This window comes from Bacillus cereus group sp. MS39 (assembly GCF_040448665.1).
Lineage (GTDB): Bacteria > Bacillota > Bacilli > Bacillales > Bacillaceae_G > Bacillus_A > Bacillus_A wiedmannii.
Genome location: NZ_CP123058.1, coordinates 1,765,627 through 1,787,429, shown reverse-complemented (window position 1 = coordinate 1,787,429; position 21,803 = coordinate 1,765,627). Strand labels below are relative to the sequence as shown.

The following is a 21,803-nucleotide window of genomic DNA, read 5'->3' as shown; positions in this document are numbered from 1 at the left end:
CCTATTAATCATTTGAATATTCAAACTAAATTTGTTACGCTATTACTAGATACATCATTCAACTTGCAATATGAAAAGAGAATTCTAATCAAACTACAAGGAGGAGAAATGTATGACTAAACATGATCATGGTTTAAAAGAAAAAGTAGAAGGTGCCATTGATAAAGTAAAAGGCGAAGTAAAGGAAGTTGTTGGGAAAGTAACTGACAATAAAAAATTACAAGCTGAAGGAAAATGGGATAAAGTAAAAGGCACTGCTAAAGATACAGTTGGTAATGTAAAAGAAAAAGTCCATGAATATCAAGAACACAAGAAAGAAAAATAAAAAAGAGCCCATCGGCTCTTTTTTATTTCCCTTCACTCTTCTCTAACACATACAAATCTTCTTCAATATTAGATAGTTTCTCTGTTACAAGCTTTCTAGCATCTCCAATTGCTTGATTGTATGCAAATGGTCCTACTAATTTAATCATTTCTTCTATTAATCGCTCTGCTTGGAAACGTCCAATTTCATCTAAATCTTCTTCAACGAAAAATTGCTGAATTTGTGCCACAAGCTCTTCTTTTTTATCATTTGGTATTTTTATATTCATCATCATTTGTTACTCCTCTATATTTAAGTTAGTCCGTTTCTTAACTCTACCATAGAAAAACGATTTCCAGGACAACTTTTTGTAACGCCTTCTAGCTCCCTATGACCGAGTATATTTTCTTTCTTTATAGCAAACTGCTTCATAAACATTTTACATAAAGAATACAATGCATTCATTTGTGCAGAAGTTGGATCATATTTATCAAAATTACCCGTCATACATATTCCAATTGTATCTCTATTATTTTCTTTCGCATGTGCTCCAATATGTAAACCTCGCCCTTCAACTACAGTTCCATCTTCTTCAATAAAATAATTGTAACCGATCCCGCTCCACCCTCTTACTTTTTGATGAAATTCATGTGTTTTATACACATCCCATCCATCTTCGGATGTATGGTGGATAATCAGTTTATTAACTTTCTCTAAAGGAACTAATTCATCTTGAAATGTTAAATTAATACATTTAATTTCCATTCGAACATCCTCCCCTTACAAATCAATGATCATAATTGTTTTATCATCTGGTCTTATTCTCTTTTCCCCTTCTAGCTGTTCAATAATTGCTACATATTCACTTATACTATTCTTTCTTATATATGCAACAGTTTGTTCAAGTGGCCAATCTGGGTGGTATACTCCGTCTGAACAAATAAAAATCCCGCTCACTTCATCTATATGTAGTTCACCATGTTGTAAATAATGTATCGCTTCTTTCATTCCATTTGCAACGGAATATCCGCCCTGCATATTTGCAAGATAACGATTGTATTTTAACTGTTCTTGCACATCTTGAAAAACATGTTCTTCTGGTACAGATAACCCTTTTTTACGATCTTCTTCTCTCTTCTTTTTTGCTCGTTTACTAATTCCTTCAACCGTGTCTTGCGTTAATACTTGCATCGTTCCATTTTGAAGTATTGCAACAATCATACAGTCTCCTAACTGTGCGTATTCAATTTTCTCACCATTTATTTGAACTGCCGCAATACATGTACACCACAAATGCTCTTTCTTTCTCGTGTCTACTTCATATTCTAACATTTTGCTTTGCAATGCTTTATTTGCTTTTGCAACGGCAACTTGTAAACTATGAGTTTCTCGTAATGAAGTAAAATAACTTGCAAATAAATGTGAAGCGATGTATGCTCCATTATGTCCCTTTTCATCACGAAACGGGACGAGCGGTGTTGCACCATCACATACACCATACATCTTTTTTTCTTCATTACAAAAATAAGAATCCTCACATTCTTGCTTCAACGGGCTTTTCTGTTGATACGTTTTTATCCTCATATCTGTATCCCCTTTCAAATGATAAAATACTTGAATTTTTTTGATTAATCTAATTTTCCGAAATAAACTGTTTTTACCCAAAACTTTCAATATCATATATAATCTTGAAATAATATGAATTTTTTAGTGAAGGACGGGAAAGAGATGGTCAGATTTCTTGGTGTTATTATCGGTTCTATTATTATTGCGATTGCATTTAATCTTTTCCTTATCCCCCACAAAATATTAAGTAGTGGAATTGGCGGAATTGCTATTATTTTAGGGATTGTAACTCCTGTAAACACGGGTATTATTAACTTTGTATTAAACTTACCTATCCTTATTTTAGGATACATAGGTCTTGGAAAAAAAGTAATTTTTAACACTGTTATCTCTGTTATTGTATTATCTGTTGCATTATACTATGTTCCAGTGAAAGTCGTAGCAACAGACCCACTTTTATCATCTATCTTTGGTGGTGTCATTGCCGGAGCTGGTATCGGTCTTGTTTTTAACTGTAATGGCTCAACTGGTGGATTTGATATTATCGGTATGTTGTTATCTCGCAAAAGAGACATTAAACTTGGCGGATTCCTTATTGTTTTAAATGCAGTTGTTGTAATAATTGCAGGATTCTTCTTCACTTGGGATGTTGCTCTTACAAGCTTACTTTCCATTTATGTAACTGGTAAAGTCATCGATGCTATTCATACGAAACATCGAAAGGTTACACTTATGATTGTAACAAATGAAGCAGAAAAAATGAAAAAACAACTTCTTTCAACTGTTGTACGTGGAATTACATTACTTGATGGCGAAGGTGCTTATTCCAGCGAAAAAAAACGTGTACTTATGACCGTCGTTTCTCGTGAAGAATTAGCAAGTATGAAATTAACAATTTCCGAAATTGACCCTCATGCATTCGTTAACATTACCGAAACGGTTGAAGTATTAGGATTGTTTCGAAAAGGTTAAAAAACTAGGTGGATTTCCACCTAGTTTTTATTTTCCATAAATTCAATTCGATTTCCGAACGGATCTGACACATAAAATCTAATTACATCTGGCCGTGCATGATCATCTATTACTTCAATACCTTGCTTTATTAACTCTTGTTTAAATTCATCAATTTTTAAAACATAAAAAGCTGGATGCGCCTTTTTAGCTGGATTGAAGTTTTTCTCAACTCCGATATGAATCTCTTGATTTCCACACTTAAACCAGCACCCACCACGCTTCTTTAATTCCTCTGGCTTCGGTATTTCCTCCATACCAATTTTATTACCGTAAAACTCTCGTGCTTCTTCTTCACACCCTACAGGCGCAGCTACTTGCACATGATCGATACCTTGAATATAATTTCTCATTTTCTCTCCCCCTCTTCTACCCTAATGTTATAAAGAAAACCTACTCCTGTAACTTACAAAAGATTTATAAAACAATATAAGCTCCCCTTATTACGACCTTACACTCACTTTTCCAAAATAAAGAAAACAAAATTTATTATATAACTTCCATTTTTTATAGAAATACACATTACATCTATATTATAGTTATGGATAGACAAATCTTTTTAGATGCTATTTGTACGGAGGAACTATTATGAGTCGTAAAAAATATTCATCAACTCAAAGAAAACGTCATCCGAACATTTCTAGACGTTTGCGAAACCATATACAAGATCGTTCATTAACAGGAATGTACGCATCTCTGTTCGAACACAATCCTGATAGTATTATTTCATTAAATTTAGAGGGAGTTATTCTACATATAAATCCTTCTGCCGAAAGAATATTAGGTTACAATTCTTTAGAATTAGAACAGAAAAATATTACCTCTATTTTAGAAGCTCATATTTCTGAGCAAGTATTACAAAATATAAAGAATACTGAAGCGGATAATCAACAAGAGTATATTTTATCTATTTATCATAAAAATGGATTCTTATTAGACGTCGTGACAAAACTAGTTCCTATTTTTGTCCAAAATCGTCTAACTGGCGTATATACTATTATGAAGCCTCTTGAAAAATCAGAAAGAATTGAGAATATGCTAAAAGAAAGTGAGAAGAGGTTACGTACATTAGTGAACTCGATGCCTGCGTTTGTTATATTTAAGGATCATGAGGGGCGCTGGCTTGAGGCAAATGACTACGCACTTTCTTGTTTCAATTTCCATCATGTACCTTACCATGGGAAAAAAGATAGTGAACTCATTCAATATAACGAAGCGTACCGAGAGGCTTTTTTACATTGTGAAGAAGTCGACGAACTAGCATGGCAACAAAGACAAATTCTTCATGGCGAGGAATTTATTATTCATAGAGATGATTTTGACCTAATCTTAAGTATATCGAAAGTTCCACTTTATCATCCTGACGGCTCGCGAAAAGGTCTTATCGTAATGGGAAGAGACGTTACCGAGCTAAAAGAAACGGAAAAGTTATTACGAAAATCAGAAAAACTCGCAGTAGTCGGACAACTGACAGCTGGAATCGCCCATGAAATTCGAAATCCACTCACTTCTCTAAAAGGTTTTCTAACATTGCTACTCCCTGAAATAAATGAAGAGCAAAAATGGTATATCGATGTTATGTTAAGTGAGATTTCACAAATGGAATCTATCACAAGTCAATTTATGGCGATGTCTAAACCACAAGTATTATCAATCAAAACTTGTAACATACAAGCTTTAATTGAAGAGGTAGTCACATTTATTTTACCAACTGCTATTATGCATAGCGTTCATATCATTATGGATCATTTTGATTACGCACATGATATTCAATGTGACGGTAACCAATTAAAACAAGTTTTTATAAACATATTAAAAAATGCGATAGAAGCAATGCCAAATGGCGGAAATATTTTCATCCAAACAAAACCATTAGAGGATACTTTCATCTTAATACGTATTATCGATGAAGGTTGCGGTATCCCAGAAGATCGTATCTCTCGTTTAGGCGAACCATTTTATAGTTTAAAAGAAAAGGGAACAGGACTAGGATTAATGATGTGTTACAAAATAATTGAAGAACATCATGGTAAATTACACATTTCAAGCGAGTTAGATAAAGGTACGATCGTTGATATTCAACTTCCGCTTTCTTCATCTCATCTTGCAATTCAGTCGTAAAAAAAGAAGCATTTGCTAATTGTTAGCAGATGCTTCTTTTTTTACTTTTATAATACTGTATTGACATACCATTCTTTTGCTTTTTCTACTTCACCCATCGTTAATTGATGTCCTCTATTTTCCCAATGCATTGTAACAGTAGCATTTGCATTCTCTAATAGTACCTTCAATTCCTCTGACTCCGCTGAGGAACAAATCGGGTCATTTGTCCCAGCAGCGATAAATACGGATTTCCCTGCTAAATTAGGCAATTGTGTTCCTCTTCTAGGTACCATTGGGTGATGAAGGACAGCACCTTTTAATGCATTTTCGTAATGGAATAATAAGCTTGCAGCAATGTTTGCTCCATTTGAATAACCGATAGCTACAATATTATTTCTATCAAATTCATATGTTTTTGCAGCTTCATCTAAAAACTCATTTAATTCCTTCGTACGGAAAATCAAATCCTCTTCATCAAAAATACCTTCTGCTAATCGGCGGAAGAAACGTGGCATGCCTTGTTCTAATACATTTCCCCTAACACTTAATACAGATGCTTCTGGATCAATTATTTCTGCAAGTGGTAATAAATCTAATTCATTACCTCCTGTACCATGAAGTAATAACAACACTGGTTTTGACGTATCTTTTCCTTTTTGAAAAACATGTTTCATCATAATCCTTTTCCCCTTTCAATCACTTTAATCTAAATTTCTCACTTCAAATGGTAAAAGTGTTTGTTCAATTTGTTTTCTATGTGGTTCATATTGCTCTGGTAACTTTAATTCCTCACCCATCGTCTCTAACGATTCGTCATGAGCGAAACCAGGAGGGTCTGTTGCAATTTCAAATAAAATTTCCCCATGTTCTCTAAAATAAATTGCGTTAAAATAATTTCGATCTTGTACAGGAGTTACGTGGTATCCAAAACGAGACACATGCTCTTTCCAGTCGAGTTGATCATCATCGTTAGTCGCTCTCCAAGCAATATGGTGGACTGTACCAACACCCATTTGGCCACGCCCGATTGTCGATAGCCTCAAGTCGATAATATTCCCAATATCAGCAGAAGAACGGAATCGAACGAATTCACCTTCTTCTCCAAGTTTCTCAAGACCCATAACATGCTCTAACAATTCAGCTGTTTTTTGAGGTTGTGCAGATAAAAGAACAGCACCGCCAAATCCTTTAATTGCTACTTCTGGCGTAACTTCTCCAAAAGTCCAATTATTTAATTCGCCTTCTTCTCTTTCTACTAATTCTATATGCAAACCATGTGGATCATCAAATTCTAAATACTGCTCTTCAAATCGAGTCATTTTTGTATACGAAATATCGAATTTTTCTAATCTATTTTCCCAAAACTCCATTGCGCCCTTTGGTACAACATAAGACGTAATGCCTACTTGACCGTCACCAATAATTCCTTCACGAGCACCTGCCCATGGGAAAAACGTAATAATTGTTCCAGGCTTTCCTCCTTCATTACCAAAATAAAGATGGTACGTGCCTGGATCATCAAAATTCACTGTTTGTTTCACTAAACGTAAACCTAACACACCAGCATAAAAATCTACATTTTCTTGTGGGTGTCCTACGATTGCTGTCATGTGATGAATTCCCATTGTTTTCTTTTCCATTTTCTCCGCCCCTTTTTATTTCATTTTAAAAACTTTTATACATTAAAATTCATTATTCATTTTGTCCATACTGCAAAGTAAAATCCATCGTTATGATTTTATCTTCAATTCGAGATATAAGTTGTGAAATTACCCATTATTTTCTATATCACTGAATTAATCTCGAATTCGAGATAATTTCCAAAAAATATTTACTCCATCTGAAATCTTTATTTAGAAATAAATTATCTTGAACTCAAGAATTATTATAAGTTACTTACTTTTAGTTGTCAATAAACACTTATTTTCATTTTAAATCAAAAGAGAGTAAATGCTAGTTAGCATTTACTCTCTTCGCTAATTATTTCGTTTCCTCTTCCAACACTGCTTCCATCTCATTAAATTCACGATGAATTGCTTTCACTGGTTCTTTCGTCAATAAACTTAGAACTATAACAGCTAATAAACTACAGAAGAATCCAGGTACCATTTCATACATAGTCGCTTTTAAACTTGGAATTTGTACCCAAGTAATAACAACTACTGCACCTACAATCATACCAGCAAGAACGCCCCATTTGTTCGTTCTCTTCCAATATAAACTTAATAAAATGGCGGGTCCGAATGCTGAACCAAATCCTGCCCAAGCATAACCGACAAGTGTTAATATTGTATCACTTGGATGATACGCTAAAACAACTGCGATCATAGCTACTACTAATACTGACAGTCTACCGATAAATACAAGTTCTTTATCACTTGCGTTACGACGGAAAAATGTTTTATAGAAATCTTCCGTTACAGCACTTGAAATAACGAGTAATTGCGAGGAAATACTACTCATAATCGAAGCCAAAATAGCTGACAGTAAAAATCCAGTAATATACGGATGGAATAAAATGTTTGAGAATGTTACAAAGACCATTTCTGGGTCTTGTAATTTCTCATTATTTTTAGCGTAATAAGCAATACCAATTAGACCAGTAAGCATTGCACCTATAATTGAAATCGTCATCCAACCGATACCGATTCTACGAGAAGTTTTTAAATCTTTAACAGAGGTAATTGCCATAAAGCGAACAATAATATGCGGTTGACCAAAATACCCAAGACCCCATGCTAAAAATGAAATAATACCAAGAATTGTAGTACCTTTAAACATATCTAAATGCGATGCATCAACTTGCTTAATCGTATTGAATGTTTCTGTTACACCACCGACATCTGTAAAAGCTACAATTGGCACTAACACAAGAGCAATAAACATAATACAACCTTGCACAAAGTCGGTCCAACTTACTGCTAAAAAGCCACCGAATAATGTATAAGCAACAACGACACCGACAGTTACAAATAAACCAATTTTATAATCAAGATTAAAAGAATTCTCAAACAAACGTCCACCTGAAACTAAACCAGCTGACGCATAAAATGTGAAAAATACTAAAATGACGATAGCGGAGACAAAACGAAGTATTTTCGTACGATCTTTAAACCGATTTTCTAAAAAATCTGGAATCGTAATTGAATCATTTGCCACTTCTGTATACGTTCGCAAACGCGGGGCAAGAATTAAATAGTTTGCATAAGCACCTATTAATAAACCTATCGCAATCCATACACTTGATAATCCTGTTGCATACATCGCACCAGGTAATCCCATTAGCATCCAACCACTCATGTCAGAAGCACCAGCTGATAAAGCTGTAACTGCTGGACCGAGTCCCCTTCCGCCTAACATATAATCTGATAAATCGGATGTCTTCTTATAAGACCAATAACCGATATACAACATACCTGCCATATAAATAGCAAGCGAAACCATAATCTCGATCTTCACCAAATCTCTCCCTTAGTTACATAAGCCATTCAAAATTTCGAAAAATGACTTTTTCTATTTTCTTGTTTTCGCTTATGGTTCCCTACCTTAACAAACATTTTTTGTCCTTTCAAGTGAACAAGCCCTTTTCACTACATGTGAAAACCTTTATAAACGCCTTTATCCCAGTGGATTACCCCGGTTTTAAAATAAATTAAAGTAAAAATATTCAAAAAATAAAATGCCATTTTTTCACACCTTATTTTCATTCACTTATCAGACAAATTTCAAAAGAAAAAAGCCATACGAATGTATGACTTTTAATCTATTAAACATAGCTTATCTTCTATTTACTAGTAGGAAACAATTCCGAAAGAGAAACTACTCTCCCCATCTCATCTTTAAACACAATATGCTCTCTCGTTAAATGACGCGGACTCTTTACTCCCGCTGCTGCCGCAAGTGAGAACAAACTATATCTCATACTAACAACATAATTCATTACTCGCCATTTCTTCTCATACGGATCTAGCGCTTTTTGATAGTGCGGATTCGTCGTGGCAACTCCAGATGGACATTGTCCGGAATTACATTGAAGTGCCATTATACAGCCACTTGCCATCATAAATCCACGGGCTGAATTTACAGCATCTGCACCAATGGCTAAAGCAATTGCCACTTTATCTGGTGTAATTAATTTCCCTGAGGCAAACACTTTGAATTTGTCCCGAACACCATAATGATTCGCTGTATCAATACATGTCAATAACGCTGGAATAAGCGGCATCCCCATACTATCTGCCATCGATTTATACGTTGCACCTGATCCACCTTCTGAACCATCAACTGTAATGAAATCTGGATAAATGTTTAACTCTTTCATCGATTTGAATAAATCTTCCAATGGCTCCTGCTGTCCAATTACAATCTTCATCCCGACTGGTTTACCGCCGTTTTCTTGCAAACGTTGAATAAAATAAAGTGTATCTGCTGCATTCTTTAAAAATGGAAATCGATTCGGTGAATTAATCGTTTCTCCTTTTCGCACATTCCGAACAGAAGCAATTTTCTCATTTACTTTTTGTCCCTCTAGATGACCACCACGTATTTTCGCACCTTGCCCAAATTTCAATTCGAATGCTTTAATATTGCTTTCTTTTGCTTTCTCCATAAATTTCTCCATTGAAAAATTACCATCCTCATCACGGTACCCAAATAAACCCGGACCAATTTGCGCAACGATATTCGCACCTGTATGTAAATGTTCTGGAATAACGCCACCTTCGCCAGTATTAATCCACGATCCGCCAGCCATCTTCGCACCAAACCCGCTCGCTAAAATATAATTTTCGCCAATCGCACCGTAAGAAGTCGCAGATGCCCCAAACATGCCATGTAGTTTCCACGGATATTTGCGGTTTTCACCGACGATAATTGCATCGTCTTCTTCATATAACCAAAGATTCGTTGTATCCGCTGTCAATTTTTCTCTTCGTGAAAATAACCCTTCTTTATGAATCACATACTTTTTCCCTTCACGTTCTTGCGTTTCATTCACACTTAATTCATCTGTTAATATTGGAAATAATGTATTAGCAATATAATATCCAGATGCATCAAAATCTCGTTTTGATCCAAAACCGAGTATTTCTGAACGGTATTTTGCTAGAAACATTACACTTTGAAAATCATAACGTGAAAAGGGCTTTCCATCCGTATCATGATCAAACCAATATTGCCTAAATTCCGGTCCTATCTTTTCAAGTAAATAACGCATCCTTCCTAAGTATGGATGTAACTTTAATATAGAATGATGCGTCCGTTTTTTTATAAAAAATGTAATAATAAAAAAAATGATTAATAGTAACATCAATAAGAGCAATATACTAATAATAACGAGTAGCGTTTCACTCATACCGCTTCCTCCTATGAAAATCCATAATAAAAGGAGAACACCTGATGTGTTCTCCTTTTATCTTTATTCAAATTAATGTAGCAAGATGCTCTTTCGCATCATATTCAACTAAACTTTCAGCATTTTTAATTCGATGAACAAAATCTGGATTAGCTATTAAAGGTCTTCCGAATGCCACTACATCAATTGTTCCTTCTTGCAACGCTTCTTCAGCCTCTTTCGGATTTAAATTCCCTACTCCTACAATCGTACCCTCCCAATATTTTCTTACTAATTGATGAAAATTCTTTCCGTCAGCAATAACTGCCGTATAATTCATCGTTGAAGGGTGAATCATCGTTAATCCAACTTCGTTGAACATATTTACAAACATTTCAATTGCAAACTCAGGGTTTTCCCACATATAAGTTGGATTATCACCTTTGAAAGCAGAGAAACGAAGAAGTGTTTTATCAGCCCCAACAGCTTCTATTACAGCCTCCGTTACTTCTTTCATAAACGTTAGCCTTTGCTTTAAATCTCCGCCGTATTTATCAGTACGCTTATTTGCGAACTCATAAGTAAATTGATCGATTAAATATCCGTGTGCACCGTGTATTTCTACTCCATCAAATCCAGCTTCGATCGCGTTTTTCGCAGCTTGTGCGTATTGACCAATCACCTCTTGTATTTCTTCTAACGTCATTGCTTCTGGCGTGTCGAACGGTTTACGAAAACGCGGAACATTTCCCTCTGCAGCGATAGCAGACGGTGCTTGCGGCATTTGCCCACCAATTATCTCGTGATGACTCATACGGCCAACATGCCATATTTGAGCAATAATCGTTCCACCTTCTTTATGTACTGCCTCTGTAACAGGCTTCCACGAATCGATTTGTTCTTGTGTATAAATCCCCGGTACTCCTGGATTTCCTTTTGCTCTTGGGCTAATGACGATTCCCTCTGTAATAATTAAGCCAACTCCATCAGCTGCACGTTTTCTATAGTACTCGACTACATCAGTACCAACGATTCCTGTTTCATGATTCGCGAAACATCTCGTCATCGGTGCCATTGCTATGCGATTACGAAGAGACCAAGATCCAATTTGAATCGAGTCAAATAACTTCGTTTCTTCAATATTTTCAAAAGAACCCCAATCATTTATATTTGTTCCTTCATAAATACTTGCTGCTTTATTATTTGAACTTGTCATTTTTCTTCCCCCTAAAAAATTCTTACTATAATCGCATCATACTTACTTTTAGATAGTAACGTCAATTTATACGCTCTTATGTAGAAATATTCGCATAATAAAACGAACCGTTTTATTACTATAAGGGTTCTAGAATTCAAATCTCTACTGTCTATTCTTATATTCAGTAAGTGGATGAGGAAAATACTTGTTAAATGGATGTTTTCTTTTCTTCTAGTTTTATTACTATAGAATATATTGGTAATTGTTTTTCAAACTATTTACTAAAAAAACGATTTCCATTGTACTATATTCAAACTTACAGTAACGAGGCTTCAATCATTCATTTTGATTAAGCCGATTATCGTAATGGGGTAACATTTGTTTGCTTTCTCTTCATAACTAACATAAAAAAAGCCGTGCAAAAGCACGTTTTTTTTCCATATACGCACATCCGTCTCACCATTTATATCCTTTCGTGATCGATTTCTTAGTCCACATCGCCTAGTCTCCATCTCTGTCATTGCTCTAAAGAAGATAGGGAACAAATTCGTTTCCAATATGCAAGCAACAAGCATTACGATAATAATTGCATATCTAACACGTTGTTTTTTCTATTTATCCGTTCCTAATCCCCATGAAAAAAAGAGCTGTCACATAGTCGAATTATCGACTATATGACACTTCTTTTTAGTTGACCGTATATGGCTAAAAATTCATTTATCTCTTTAATATAAAGAATATAAACAATTATTATCTCTTCACATATAAAAAATTACTTAGCAGTAGAAGTGAGAATGGTTCAGTATTCTTCTAAAAATAATAACTTATAAACCTAAAACAATGAAAGCCCTACCTCTCTTTCATCCTTACGGCTCCTCGTCCGTGCCAGTGTGAATCAGGATTGCAAAAATCAAGTAACTATTCTATCCAAGTGTTTAATTAAACTTCGAATATTCGTAAAGAATTTAAAAAATAAAAATGGATTTGATTGTAGTAATAACAAAAGAGGTTAATGCTCTAAAAGTGGTTTGAAAGAATTGAATGTCTTTGAAATGATTAATTCTCTATAATTATGTTCCCAAAAAATTCAAAACCTTTTTTGGGATCTAATACATTATTTGTAATGAATCTTAACAAAAGCTTTTTATTTGACTTTCTGTGATACCTTCAATTAATCCCAGTTCACTAATCAAAAATTCGTGTGCGTTATCTAACATTTTCTTTTCGCTTGCATTAAGTGCTTTTTCTTTCTGCATACGTAATAAATCACGTACAACTTCAGCACCTTCTTGTATTTTACCCGTCTTTATTTTATCAGTGTTCAATTTATACCTTTGTTTCCACGTAAGTAATCTATCAGATTCTCCATGTTGAAAAATATCCAATATGTGTGCTATTGCCGTTATATCCGTGACTGGTCGTATATTTGAGCTCAATATTCTCCCTGCCGGAATCATTACTTCCATATTACTACCCGACATTTTTATAACATAATATTGTTGTTTTTCTCCTGTGATTTCCTTCTCTTCTATGGCTTTAATTATACCTGCTCCCTGCATTGGATAAACTATGTTATCGCCAATTTGAAACAAATAATCCACCTCCATATATGGTAACCTTCTCAATCTTAACACACAATCAATTTTTTAGCAAAATTTTAATTTTATCATAAAATTATTTTTAATGTCAATCCTTTCGAACTAAGAAAATAATTTCGTAAAATATCATTAAAAACCCGCAATCTTATTAACTTTTCCACACATATATACATTCTAATTTCACCTTCTCTTTTTACATAAAAACACATTACTACATATAAGTAGTAATGTGTTTTTCATACGGAATCGTTAAACATTCCCTATTAATTTCACGCCTATATACTAACCTGCTTACGGACTGTCTCTCTCGCTAAAAGAAAACTCATAATCACTTGCGCAGCTACTCGACTCGTCATATCTCTGAAATCAAGGGTTGGATCAATTTCTACTATATCCATCGCTTGAACGAGCGGTTCTTTACCAAGAAATTCAATCGCATCAAGTAAAGTCGTACTATCCATACCGCCAGGACCAATTGCTGGACAACCTGGTGCAAATGCTTGATCTAGTACATCCATATCAAGAGAAATGTAAATAGAAGTCACGCCTTGCTTTCTTAATACTTCAATACTTTCTGTGATAATATCTTTGATTTGTCGCTCTCGTACATCTTTCATTGTATATACTGTCACGCCATGTTCTTTTGCATATTCATGGTACGCTCGTGCATTTGAAAAATTACGAATTCCGATTTGAACGAGTTGTTTTCCTGTAATTACATCATTTTCCAGCAGACTACGGAACGGTGTACCATTTGATGGGCCACCATCATCTAAATTACGTAAATCATGATGGGCATCAAATTGAATAATACCGATCTTCCCTTTACTATTTGCAAATCCTGTTATACTCGGAAAGCTAATCGAGTGATCCCCGCCAAGAACGATTGGTATCATGTTTGGATTTACTTTCGTTACATGACCAACTGTTTTCGCAATTCGCTTATGACTTTCTTTTATATCCGTCACATGCATCGTAATATCGCCGCAATCATATAAGACACTTTCTTTCATATCATGTTCTTCTGTAATTGCGTACGTGCTATATGCATCTAACATTGCACGAATTGTTTTTGGTGCAAAACTTGCTCCTGAATGACTAATAGATGGTTTAGAAAGGGGTGCTCCAATTAAGGCAGCACCGAATATTTCCAAGCCTTCCTCCCAATCTTTAATCATCTCACTCCATTTCGTCACTTCACGATCGATAAACTTTGCATTTTTCTTTAAATAGTGGCCGTGCTCCACGATTGTTCACCTCTTGTATATGCGATATTACCATTCTTCCATACTGTATTTACATGACTTACGCCGTAATGATACGGTACGTAAGCATAATTGTAAGCATCCCATAGAACTAAATCTGCCTTGCGACCAACTCTAATTTTTCCAGCTACATCACCACGATTAATTGCGTAAGAAGAGTTAACTGTTACTGCATTCCAAACTTCTTCTGGTGTCATTTTCAGCTTGAGCATTGCAATGCTCATAATAAGCTGAATGTTCTCAGTTGGACAACTACCTGGGTTAAAGTCTGTAGCCAAAGCAACTGCAACACCTTCATCAATCATTTTACGTCCACGAGCAAAGCTTTCTTTATTTAAATAGAAAGTTGTTCCTGGTAATAAAGTCGCTACTGTATTAGAGTTTGCAAGCATTTCAATTCCTTTATCAGAAGCGCCAACTAAATGGTCCGCTGATGCCGCACCAATTTCAGCCGCTGCTTCCGTGCCACCAAGAGGGTCAATTTCATCTGCATGAATTTTCACATCAAACCCAAGCTCTTTCGCTTTTAATAAAAACTCTTTTGACTCTTCAACAGAGAACACACCTGTTTCACAGAAAATATCAACGAATTCAGCTAATTGCTTCTCTTTCATTTCTGGTAGTAGGTCTAACATCCATTGTAAAAATTCTTTCGATCTACCTTTATACTCTTTCGGAACTGCATGAGCACCTAAAAATGTGGAAACTAAATCAATCGAGTGCTCTTTTTGTAATTGTGCAGTTGCCTCTAATTGTTTCCATTCCGTCTCATCATCTAATCCGTAACCACTCTTCGCTTCTACAGTTGTAACTCCGAAAGATAGCATACGGTCTAAATGGAATTTCGCTTTTTGAACAAGTTCTTCTTTCGACGCCTTTTTCGTTGCATTTACAGTTGAAAGAATACCTCCGCCTTTTTCTAAAATTTCTAAGTACGGAACTCCTTGTAATTTTAGTGCGATTTCATTTTCACGAGATCCACCAAATACAAGGTGAGTATGCGGATCAACAAGACCAGGAGAAACCATTTTCCCGCCGCAATCAATAACTTCTTTCGCTTGTAATCCTTTAGCTTCTTCCACTGTTCCAACGAAAGTAATTACGCCGTTTTCAATTCCAACCACACCATTTTCGATAACAGGAAGCGTGTTCATCGCTTCCCGTCTTAACAAGCCATCTTCTTGATCCATTGTTAGTAATTGACCGATATTTATTAGTAAAGTGTCCAGCATGTTTTCTCCTCCTTATTTCATCATCGGAATGTTAACGCCTTTTTCTTTCGCAGTTTCTACAGCTAAGTCATATCCTGCATCAACGTGACGAACAACACCCATACCAGGGTCAGAAGTTAATACGCGCTCAATACGTTTTGCTGCTGCTTCTGTTCCATCTGCAACGATAACCATTCCAGCGTGAAGTGAATAACCCATACCAACGCCACCACCGTGGTGAACAGATACCCAGCTCGCACCGTTTACACTATTAATTAATGCATTTAAAATTGGCCAGTCTGCTACTGCATCACTACCGTCTTTCATCGCTTCTGTTTCACGATTTGGAGATGCTACTGATCCGCAATCTAAATGGTCACGACCGATAACGATTGGTGCTGATAATTCACCATTTGCCACCATTTCATTAATAATGCGACCAAATTTCGCGCGCTCACCGTAACCTAACCAACAAATACGAGATGGAAGACCTTGGAACTCAACTTGCTGACGAGCCATACGAATCCAGTTACATAAATGCTCATTATCCGCAAACTCACGTAATATTACTTCGTCTGTTTTATAAATATCTTCTGGATCACCAGAAAGTGCTACCCAGCGGAATGGTCCTTTTCCTTCGCAGAATAATGGACGGATAAATGCTGGAACGAATCCTGGGAAATCGAATGCATTTTTCAAACCTTCATCGAAAGCAACTTGGCGAATATTATTTCCATAATCAAATGTAATTGCTCCTTTTTCTTGCATAGCAAGCATTGCTTCTACATGTTTTGTCATGCTTTCTTTTGATAATTGTACGTAACGTTCTGGATCTTCTTCACGAAGTTTCGCTGCTTCTTCTAATGTGAAACCTACTGGAATATAACCGTTTAATGGATCATGAGCAGATGTTTGATCCGTAACTAAATCTGGCGTAATATTGCGCTTCACTAGTTCTGGTAAAATCTCTGCCGCATTTCCTAATAAACCAATTGAAATTGGTTCTTTCTTCTCTTTATACTCGTTCGCAACCGTTAATGCTTCTTCTAATGATTCTGTATACATATCACAGTATCTCTTTTCAATACGACGATCGATGCTGCGCTTATCAACATCAATAGCAATGACAACACCGCCGTTCATCGTTACAGCAAGAGGTTGTGCACCACCCATACCACCTAAGCCAGCAGTAAGTGTTAATGTACCTTTTAATGAACCATCGAAATGTTGACGTGCCGCTTCGCCAAACGTTTCATATGTTCCTTGTAAAATACCTTGTGTTCCAATATAAATCCAGCTACCTGCGGTCATTTGTCCGTACATCATAAGACCTTTTTTCTCTAGTTCACGGAAGTGATCCCAGTTCGCCCATTTTGGTACTAAGTTTGAGTTCGCTAAAAGAACGCGAGGTGCATCTTCATGCGATTTAAAGATTGCAACTGGTTTTCCTGATTGAACAAGTAATGTTTCATCGCTTTCTAACGTTTTTAATGAATCTACAATCGCATGGTAGCTTTCCCAGTTACGAGCTGCACGGCCAATTCCGCCATATACAACTAATTCTTCTGGTTTTTCAGCAACTTCAGGATCTAAATTGTTCATTAACATACGAAGTGCAGCTTCTTGAACCCACCCTTTCGTTTGTAATTCAGTACCTCTTGGCGCGCGAATTGTTTGTTTAACTTTTTCCATTTCAATCTCTCCCTTTTCTCATTTTATAGTGCCGCGTTTACATCTAATCTTTCTTTTATCGAATAATTCGTTTTTAACCAGTGCGCAATATTTTCAATATCCGTTGAGAATATGCGATCATTTGTAATAGAAGGTACTTGTTGACGGCCTTGATGGTAGAAGCTCTTCGTCACTGTACTCATGTTTTCAATACCGCGATATTCTGCTGCTTGCATCGCACAAATCATCTCAATTGAAAGAACACGTCTTACATTTTGAATAATTTGATGTGCATGGCGTGAAGCGATTGTTCCCATACTTACGTGATCTTCTTGGTTAGCTGATGACGGGATTGAATCAACACTCGCTGGATGTGCTAACGTTTTATTTTCAGAAACAAGTGACGCTGCAGCGTATTGCATAATCATTGCACCAGACTGAAGTCCTGGTTCTGGACTTAAAAATGGAGGTAAATCATTTAATTGCGGATTTACTAAACGCTCGATACGACGCTCTGAAATATTTGCAAGTTCCGCCATTCCTACTTTTAAGAAGTCCATCGCAAACGCAATCGGTTGACCATGGAAATTCCCACCCGAAATTACTTTTTCTCCGCCATCAAAGATTAGCGGATTATCTGTTGCTGCATTCATTTCAATTTCTAATTTTTCTTTCACATAATTTAAAACTTGCCAAGAAGCACCGTGTACTTGCGGGATACAACGAAGTGAATATGCATCCTGCACTCGTAGCTCTCCTTGTTTTGTTGTTAATTTACTATCATGAAGGATGTCACGAATTCTGCTCGCTACTTCCACTTGCTCTTTATAACCACGTGCTTTATGAACATTTTCATCAAATGCATCAATAATGCCTTGTAATCCTTCAATTGTCATCGAAGCAATGAATTCAGCTTGATACGCCATTGCTTCTGCTTCTATATAAGAAAGAACTCCTTGCGCTGTCATCGCCTGCGTACCATTGATTAATGCAAGCCCTTCTTTCGCTTCAAGTTCAATCGGTTCAAGCCCTTCTTCTGTAAGAGCAACCATCGCATGAACGCGTTTCCCCTTATAGAACACTTCACCTTCGCCTAATAATACAAGCGCAAGATGAGATAAAGGTGCTAAATCGCCACTCGCACCAAGTGACCCTTGTTGCGGAACGACCGGGTGAATTTTACGATTTACAAACTCAAGAAGCATATTTACAACAAGTGGTCTAACACCAGATACTCCTTTAAGCATCGTGTTCGCTCGTAAAATTAACATACCGCGTGATACTTCTTCAGGGAATGGATCACCTATACCGCATGCATGTGACTGAATTAAATTGTGTTGAAGTGCCTTTACATCATCTTTTTGAATAAGCACATCACTGAACTTTCCAAATCCAGTTGTAATACCGTAAACGACTTTTCCGTCCTCTACAATTTTCTCAACAACTTCGCGGCACTCCGCCACCTTTTGCATACTATTTGGACAAGCTGTTACACCTTCCCCTTCAAGTAACAACCTCTTCATTTCTTCAATTGTCAATGTGTGTCCTGTTAACGTAATCATTCTTTTTCCTCCTTAAAAAGGCAAAAGGGGACCTTATCTTTTTAAGACAGACTTCTGTCCTAAAAAAGTAAGGCCCCCTTCTAACTAATAGACTATGGGCAAATCATATGTGATTAATTCCTAAACCAATCGCCTCATGCTCAGATCCTTTTACAGGTGCACCAATCGTTCCATATAATGCAACAGCAACCCATTCGCCTTCTTTTTTTCCGTCGTATGGTCTACCGCGCACAATCGCAAAGCGAAGTCCTACTGTACGAAGAACGTCTGCTAACTGAATTTGACCTCTCGTCACTCCGTACAAAGCTTCCATAATTGCATGATAAAGTGCATGTGTTTCTCTGTAAACATCTGTTTCAATAACTTGGGTGCTCTTAGCCGCTGTTTCCATTGCTGCTACAACTTTTTGCGAATTCATCGAACCCACTTTCCCCGTACAATACTTCCAACCTTTTGGAATAGATAATACAGGGCTTTCATTCTCATCCGCAAGTGCCAACAACATGGCCATACGACCAATTCGATGTGTTCCTTGAAGAAGCATGTGACTCTCTCATTTCTTTTAATTATTTGAATATTTCTTAATTTAAGAATATATGAAAACGGTTAAATCGTCAATAGTTTAAACTCACATTCGAACAATTTTTTCATCCCCTCCATTTGTGTACACAAATTATTTACACGAATTTTTCAGGCGTGCTATAGTCTCACTAACAGATGCAAAGGGGCGATATTTCAATGACGAAGCGAAAAGATATTCATTTTCGAATTGAAGAAAAATTACTTGAAAGGTTTGAATCTGCACTCCATTACGAAGGTTTAAAGAAAACCGACGTATTAACACACGCGATTCAGCAATTTTGCACGAAGGTGGAATGTGAAAAAATGAATGATGTAAAACGCCAATATAACGTAAGCAACCATTTACAAACACGTATCGATACGCATAAACATTACGAAGAAAAACAAGTAAATTTAGATGAACTCGTCATGGAACATTTACAATTTCAAGGAGAAGAAAAAATATTAGAGGTTGGGTGTGCTAATGAAAATTTTCTTTCCCTTTTACAAACTAACGGTCATAAAGGCGAACTAACCGGTTTTGATCAATCAAAAACGATGCTTTCTGAAGCTGCAATAAAGAATAGCATAATTGAATGGAAACTAGGTGATGCTGGTAAACTTCCTTTTGAAGCTAATCGCTATGACTGGGTCATCGCAAGACATATGTTATATCACATGAAAGATGTCGAAAAAACAGTTCAAGGATTCCATAAAGTAATGCGTCCCGGAGGCTCACTTTTAGCTACAACAAATTCTGACGTTACATTACCTCATATAGTTGAAATGTGTAACCGCATGTTAGACGCATTTGATTTACCGAAAACAACATCATCAGTCACTCCATTTTGTTTAGAAAATGGTAAAGAGATATTACAGTCTGTTTTTCCAACTGTTGAAGAAACAGTTATTCATAATGCTCTCGTTTTTCATCATGCTACTCCGATTGTAAGCTATATTTCTAGCATGTTTCCATCGCTAAATATACCTGATAGTACATATCTTCACACCGAAATGAAGGAATGGCTAAAAAAAGAAGTAGAAAATGAATTGTCACTTCATAACGGTATATGGCGCGACCCGAAAACGTTAGCCATTTATCGATGTCAAAAAGAAAAAAGCTATCCAATGCTAGCTTTTATACATTCTCATGTAAAAGTTTGTCCATCATCATATTGCCCTTTCCGCCATAAAAATTTATACTATGTTCGTTCGCTACTCCAAAATAAGTAGCAACTGCTATTCCGAATGGTACGAAAGCATGTCCTTGTGCAGTAATAATATTTGAGTGTTGTACAACTTCTTTATATACAAAATTTTCTACTGGAAAACAATCTAACTTTTGATAATCTATAGTCGCTGTATAAGAAATCCCTTTAAATAAACCTGCTCTTGCTAACGCATACGGTCCAGCACAAATCGCAGCTACTAATTTTTCTTTTTCAGAAAATTGGCGAATGACTGAAAAGAGAATATCTGCGTCTTTAATATGTACTTCGTCTCCCCCTGGAATGATAATCCCCTCATATTCATCTACACGCACTTCACTTAATTCTATATGCGGTTGTACTTGCAAGCCTGTTTCACTTATAATCAACCCTTTTGTTAAGCCCGCAGTAATGATTTCATATTTCTTTTTCAGTAATGCTGTTGCTACTGTAATTTCAAACTCCGCAAATGTTGGGTATACGAATAATAATATTTTTTTCATAGTCCTTTCTCCTTTAACCAGCCCATAAAATATGCTTCTAACTCATCCACTGTTAATGTATTCGTGTCCACATAAGTTACAGGAAATTGTTTATACCATTCTTTTTCAGTTTCTACTAATTTAAATTGTTCTTCGAATGTACTTCGATTTCTTGCCCCGTCATTATTTTTTCTATCATATAAATTTTCTTTCGAAACATCTAAATAAAAAATTGCATCCGAACGGCATTCTCTTAATTTATATAATTCATCTTTCAATTCAATTTCTATATCCCACTTTTCCCCTATAATCGTTGGATAAAAAATTGTATAAAACTCAATATCTTCTGGTCCACGATCAAAAATCACGACTGAATCTTTCACATTTTGAAACTCCTTTATTTTTGCTTCCATAAACATTTTTTGATTTATGATAAACCCTTCTTTTGAATTCATATCCAAATTTAATTGTTTTCGCTTTTTTACAATTGGATATGGATTTTCATATATAACTGAAAGCCCACATCTCTCTAACCTTTTAGCCAATGTTGTTTTTCCGCTTGCCATCGATCCTTGGAGTGAAATTACATATGCCATTCCTCTCATTCCCTTGCATTTTAGTATATCTATAATATACAGAATTTTAAAAACCATCAACAGAATATATATCATCTTGTTTCTTATTCTTATCTAACTTATAATAAAAATAGAGATTATGACGGACGCATCAAT

21 protein-coding genes are annotated in these 21,803 nt (G+C 35.9%); 4 read left to right on the top strand and 17 right to left on the bottom strand.

Going from position 1 to position 21,803, the window contains the following annotated elements:
* The first annotated feature begins 112 nt into the window (after window positions 1–112).
* Entirely contained in the window at window positions 113–325 is a 213-nt protein-coding gene (locus tag QEP67_RS09320) for a CsbD family protein (protein WP_000160411.1), read from the top strand.
* A gap of 22 nt (window positions 326–347) precedes the next feature.
* Here the strand turns inward: QEP67_RS09320 and QEP67_RS09315 are convergent, their stop codons facing one another.
* Genes QEP67_RS09315 through QEP67_RS09305 form a run of 3 tightly spaced genes read right to left on the bottom strand, consistent with a single transcriptional unit; the run spans window position 348 to window position 1,888 of the window.
* The gene (locus QEP67_RS09315) at window positions 348–599 is read right to left on the bottom strand and encodes a DUF2164 domain-containing protein (RefSeq protein ID WP_001983516.1); all 252 of its coding nucleotides are present in this window, start codon (window positions 597–599) and stop codon (window positions 348–350) included.
* 17 nt (window positions 600–616) lie between these two features.
* Entirely contained in the window at window positions 617–1,069 is a 453-nt protein-coding gene (locus QEP67_RS09310) for a peptidoglycan recognition family protein (protein WP_000402951.1), read from the bottom strand.
* A 15-nt stretch (window positions 1,070–1,084) separates the two neighbouring features.
* On the bottom strand, window positions 1,085–1,888 hold the full coding sequence (locus QEP67_RS09305) for a protein phosphatase 2C domain-containing protein (RefSeq protein WP_001220829.1): 804 nt from the start codon (window positions 1,886–1,888) through the stop codon (window positions 1,085–1,087).
* 144 nt (window positions 1,889–2,032) lie between these two features.
* Here QEP67_RS09305 and QEP67_RS09300 point away from each other — a divergent pair, with 144 nt between their 5' ends.
* Complete coding sequence (locus QEP67_RS09300) at window positions 2,033–2,842, top strand: YitT family protein (RefSeq protein WP_000251343.1); 810 nt, start codon at window positions 2,033–2,035, stop codon at window positions 2,840–2,842.
* A gap of 20 nt (window positions 2,843–2,862) precedes the next feature.
* On the opposite strand, the gene QEP67_RS09295 is transcribed toward QEP67_RS09300, so the two are convergent.
* Window positions 2,863–3,234: a VOC family protein gene (locus QEP67_RS09295; RefSeq protein ID WP_001246939.1), complete on the bottom strand. Its 372-nt coding sequence runs from the start codon at window positions 3,232–3,234 to the stop codon at window positions 2,863–2,865.
* Window positions 3,235–3,469: 235 nt separating this feature from the next.
* On the opposite strand from QEP67_RS09295, the gene QEP67_RS09290 reads away from it, so the two are divergent.
* On the top strand, window positions 3,470–5,002 hold the full coding sequence (locus QEP67_RS09290) for a BA3702 family sensor histidine kinase (protein ID WP_000087693.1): 1,533 nt from the start codon (window positions 3,470–3,472) through the stop codon (window positions 5,000–5,002).
* Between the two features lie 47 nt (window positions 5,003–5,049).
* Here QEP67_RS09290 and QEP67_RS09285 read toward each other — a convergent pair whose 3' ends face one another.
* The 11 genes from QEP67_RS09285 to hutP all read right to left on the bottom strand — a co-directional run bounded on the left by QEP67_RS09285 (window position 5,050) and on the right by hutP (window position 19,365).
* The gene (locus tag QEP67_RS09285) at window positions 5,050–5,661 is read right to left on the bottom strand and encodes a dienelactone hydrolase family protein (protein ID WP_000975462.1); all 612 of its coding nucleotides are present in this window, start codon (window positions 5,659–5,661) and stop codon (window positions 5,050–5,052) included.
* Between the two features lie 24 nt (window positions 5,662–5,685).
* On the bottom strand, window positions 5,686–6,624 hold the full coding sequence (locus tag QEP67_RS09280; RefSeq protein WP_000412753.1) for a ring-cleaving dioxygenase: 939 nt from the start codon (window positions 6,622–6,624) through the stop codon (window positions 5,686–5,688).
* Window positions 6,625–6,964: 340 nt separating this feature from the next.
* A complete protein-coding gene (gene putP, locus QEP67_RS09275) occupies window positions 6,965–8,443 on the bottom strand; it encodes a sodium/proline symporter PutP (protein WP_000687609.1) in 1,479 nt (492 codons plus the stop codon).
* 325 nt (window positions 8,444–8,768) lie between these two features.
* The gene (locus QEP67_RS09270) at window positions 8,769–10,337 is read right to left on the bottom strand and encodes an FMN-binding glutamate synthase family protein (protein ID WP_000005188.1); all 1,569 of its coding nucleotides are present in this window, start codon (window positions 10,335–10,337) and stop codon (window positions 8,769–8,771) included.
* Between the two features lie 67 nt (window positions 10,338–10,404).
* Window positions 10,405–11,532, bottom strand: coding sequence for an alkene reductase (locus QEP67_RS09265; protein WP_000204417.1), 1,128 nt, complete (start codon window positions 11,530–11,532; stop codon window positions 10,405–10,407).
* Window positions 11,533–12,644: 1,112 nt separating this feature from the next.
* A complete protein-coding gene (locus tag QEP67_RS09260; RefSeq protein ID WP_170771247.1) occupies window positions 12,645–13,106 on the bottom strand; it encodes a CarD family transcriptional regulator in 462 nt (153 codons plus the stop codon).
* 281 nt (window positions 13,107–13,387) lie between these two features.
* Window positions 13,388–14,359, bottom strand: coding sequence for a formimidoylglutamase (gene hutG / locus QEP67_RS09255; protein WP_000399817.1), 972 nt, complete (start codon window positions 14,357–14,359; stop codon window positions 13,388–13,390).
* Window positions 14,338–15,609 (bottom strand): imidazolonepropionase, encoded by a 1,272-nt coding sequence (gene hutI / locus QEP67_RS09250; protein WP_048565878.1) that lies wholly within the window; start codon window positions 15,607–15,609, stop codon window positions 14,338–14,340. Before hutI ends, hutG begins: the two co-directional genes overlap by 22 nt.
* 12 nt (window positions 15,610–15,621) lie before the next feature.
* Window positions 15,622–17,280 (bottom strand): urocanate hydratase, encoded by a 1,659-nt coding sequence (hutU, locus tag QEP67_RS09245; RefSeq protein WP_000416700.1) that lies wholly within the window; start codon window positions 17,278–17,280, stop codon window positions 15,622–15,624.
* 23 nt (window positions 17,281–17,303) lie between these two features.
* Entirely contained in the window at window positions 17,304–18,821 is a 1,518-nt protein-coding gene (gene hutH, locus QEP67_RS09240) for a histidine ammonia-lyase (protein WP_000631834.1), read from the bottom strand.
* 103 nt (window positions 18,822–18,924) lie between these two features.
* Window positions 18,925–19,365, bottom strand: coding sequence for a hut operon transcriptional regulator HutP (gene hutP / locus QEP67_RS09235; protein ID WP_000926520.1), 441 nt, complete (start codon window positions 19,363–19,365; stop codon window positions 18,925–18,927).
* 194 nt (window positions 19,366–19,559) lie between these two features.
* Here hutP and QEP67_RS09230 point away from each other — a divergent pair, with 194 nt between their 5' ends.
* Window positions 19,560–20,615: a class I SAM-dependent methyltransferase gene (locus tag QEP67_RS09230; RefSeq protein ID WP_353706564.1), complete on the top strand. Its 1,056-nt coding sequence runs from the start codon at window positions 19,560–19,562 to the stop codon at window positions 20,613–20,615.
* Here QEP67_RS09230 and QEP67_RS09225 read toward each other — a convergent pair.
* The gene (locus QEP67_RS09225; protein ID WP_000722195.1) at window positions 20,521–21,093 is read right to left on the bottom strand and encodes a DJ-1/PfpI family protein; all 573 of its coding nucleotides are present in this window, start codon (window positions 21,091–21,093) and stop codon (window positions 20,521–20,523) included. The genes QEP67_RS09230 and QEP67_RS09225 overlap by 95 nt on opposite strands.
* Complete coding sequence (locus tag QEP67_RS09220) at window positions 21,090–21,677, bottom strand: AAA family ATPase (RefSeq protein ID WP_061672865.1); 588 nt, start codon at window positions 21,675–21,677, stop codon at window positions 21,090–21,092. Before QEP67_RS09220 ends, QEP67_RS09225 begins: the two co-directional genes overlap by 4 nt.
* Window positions 21,678–21,803: the final 126 nt, after the last annotated feature.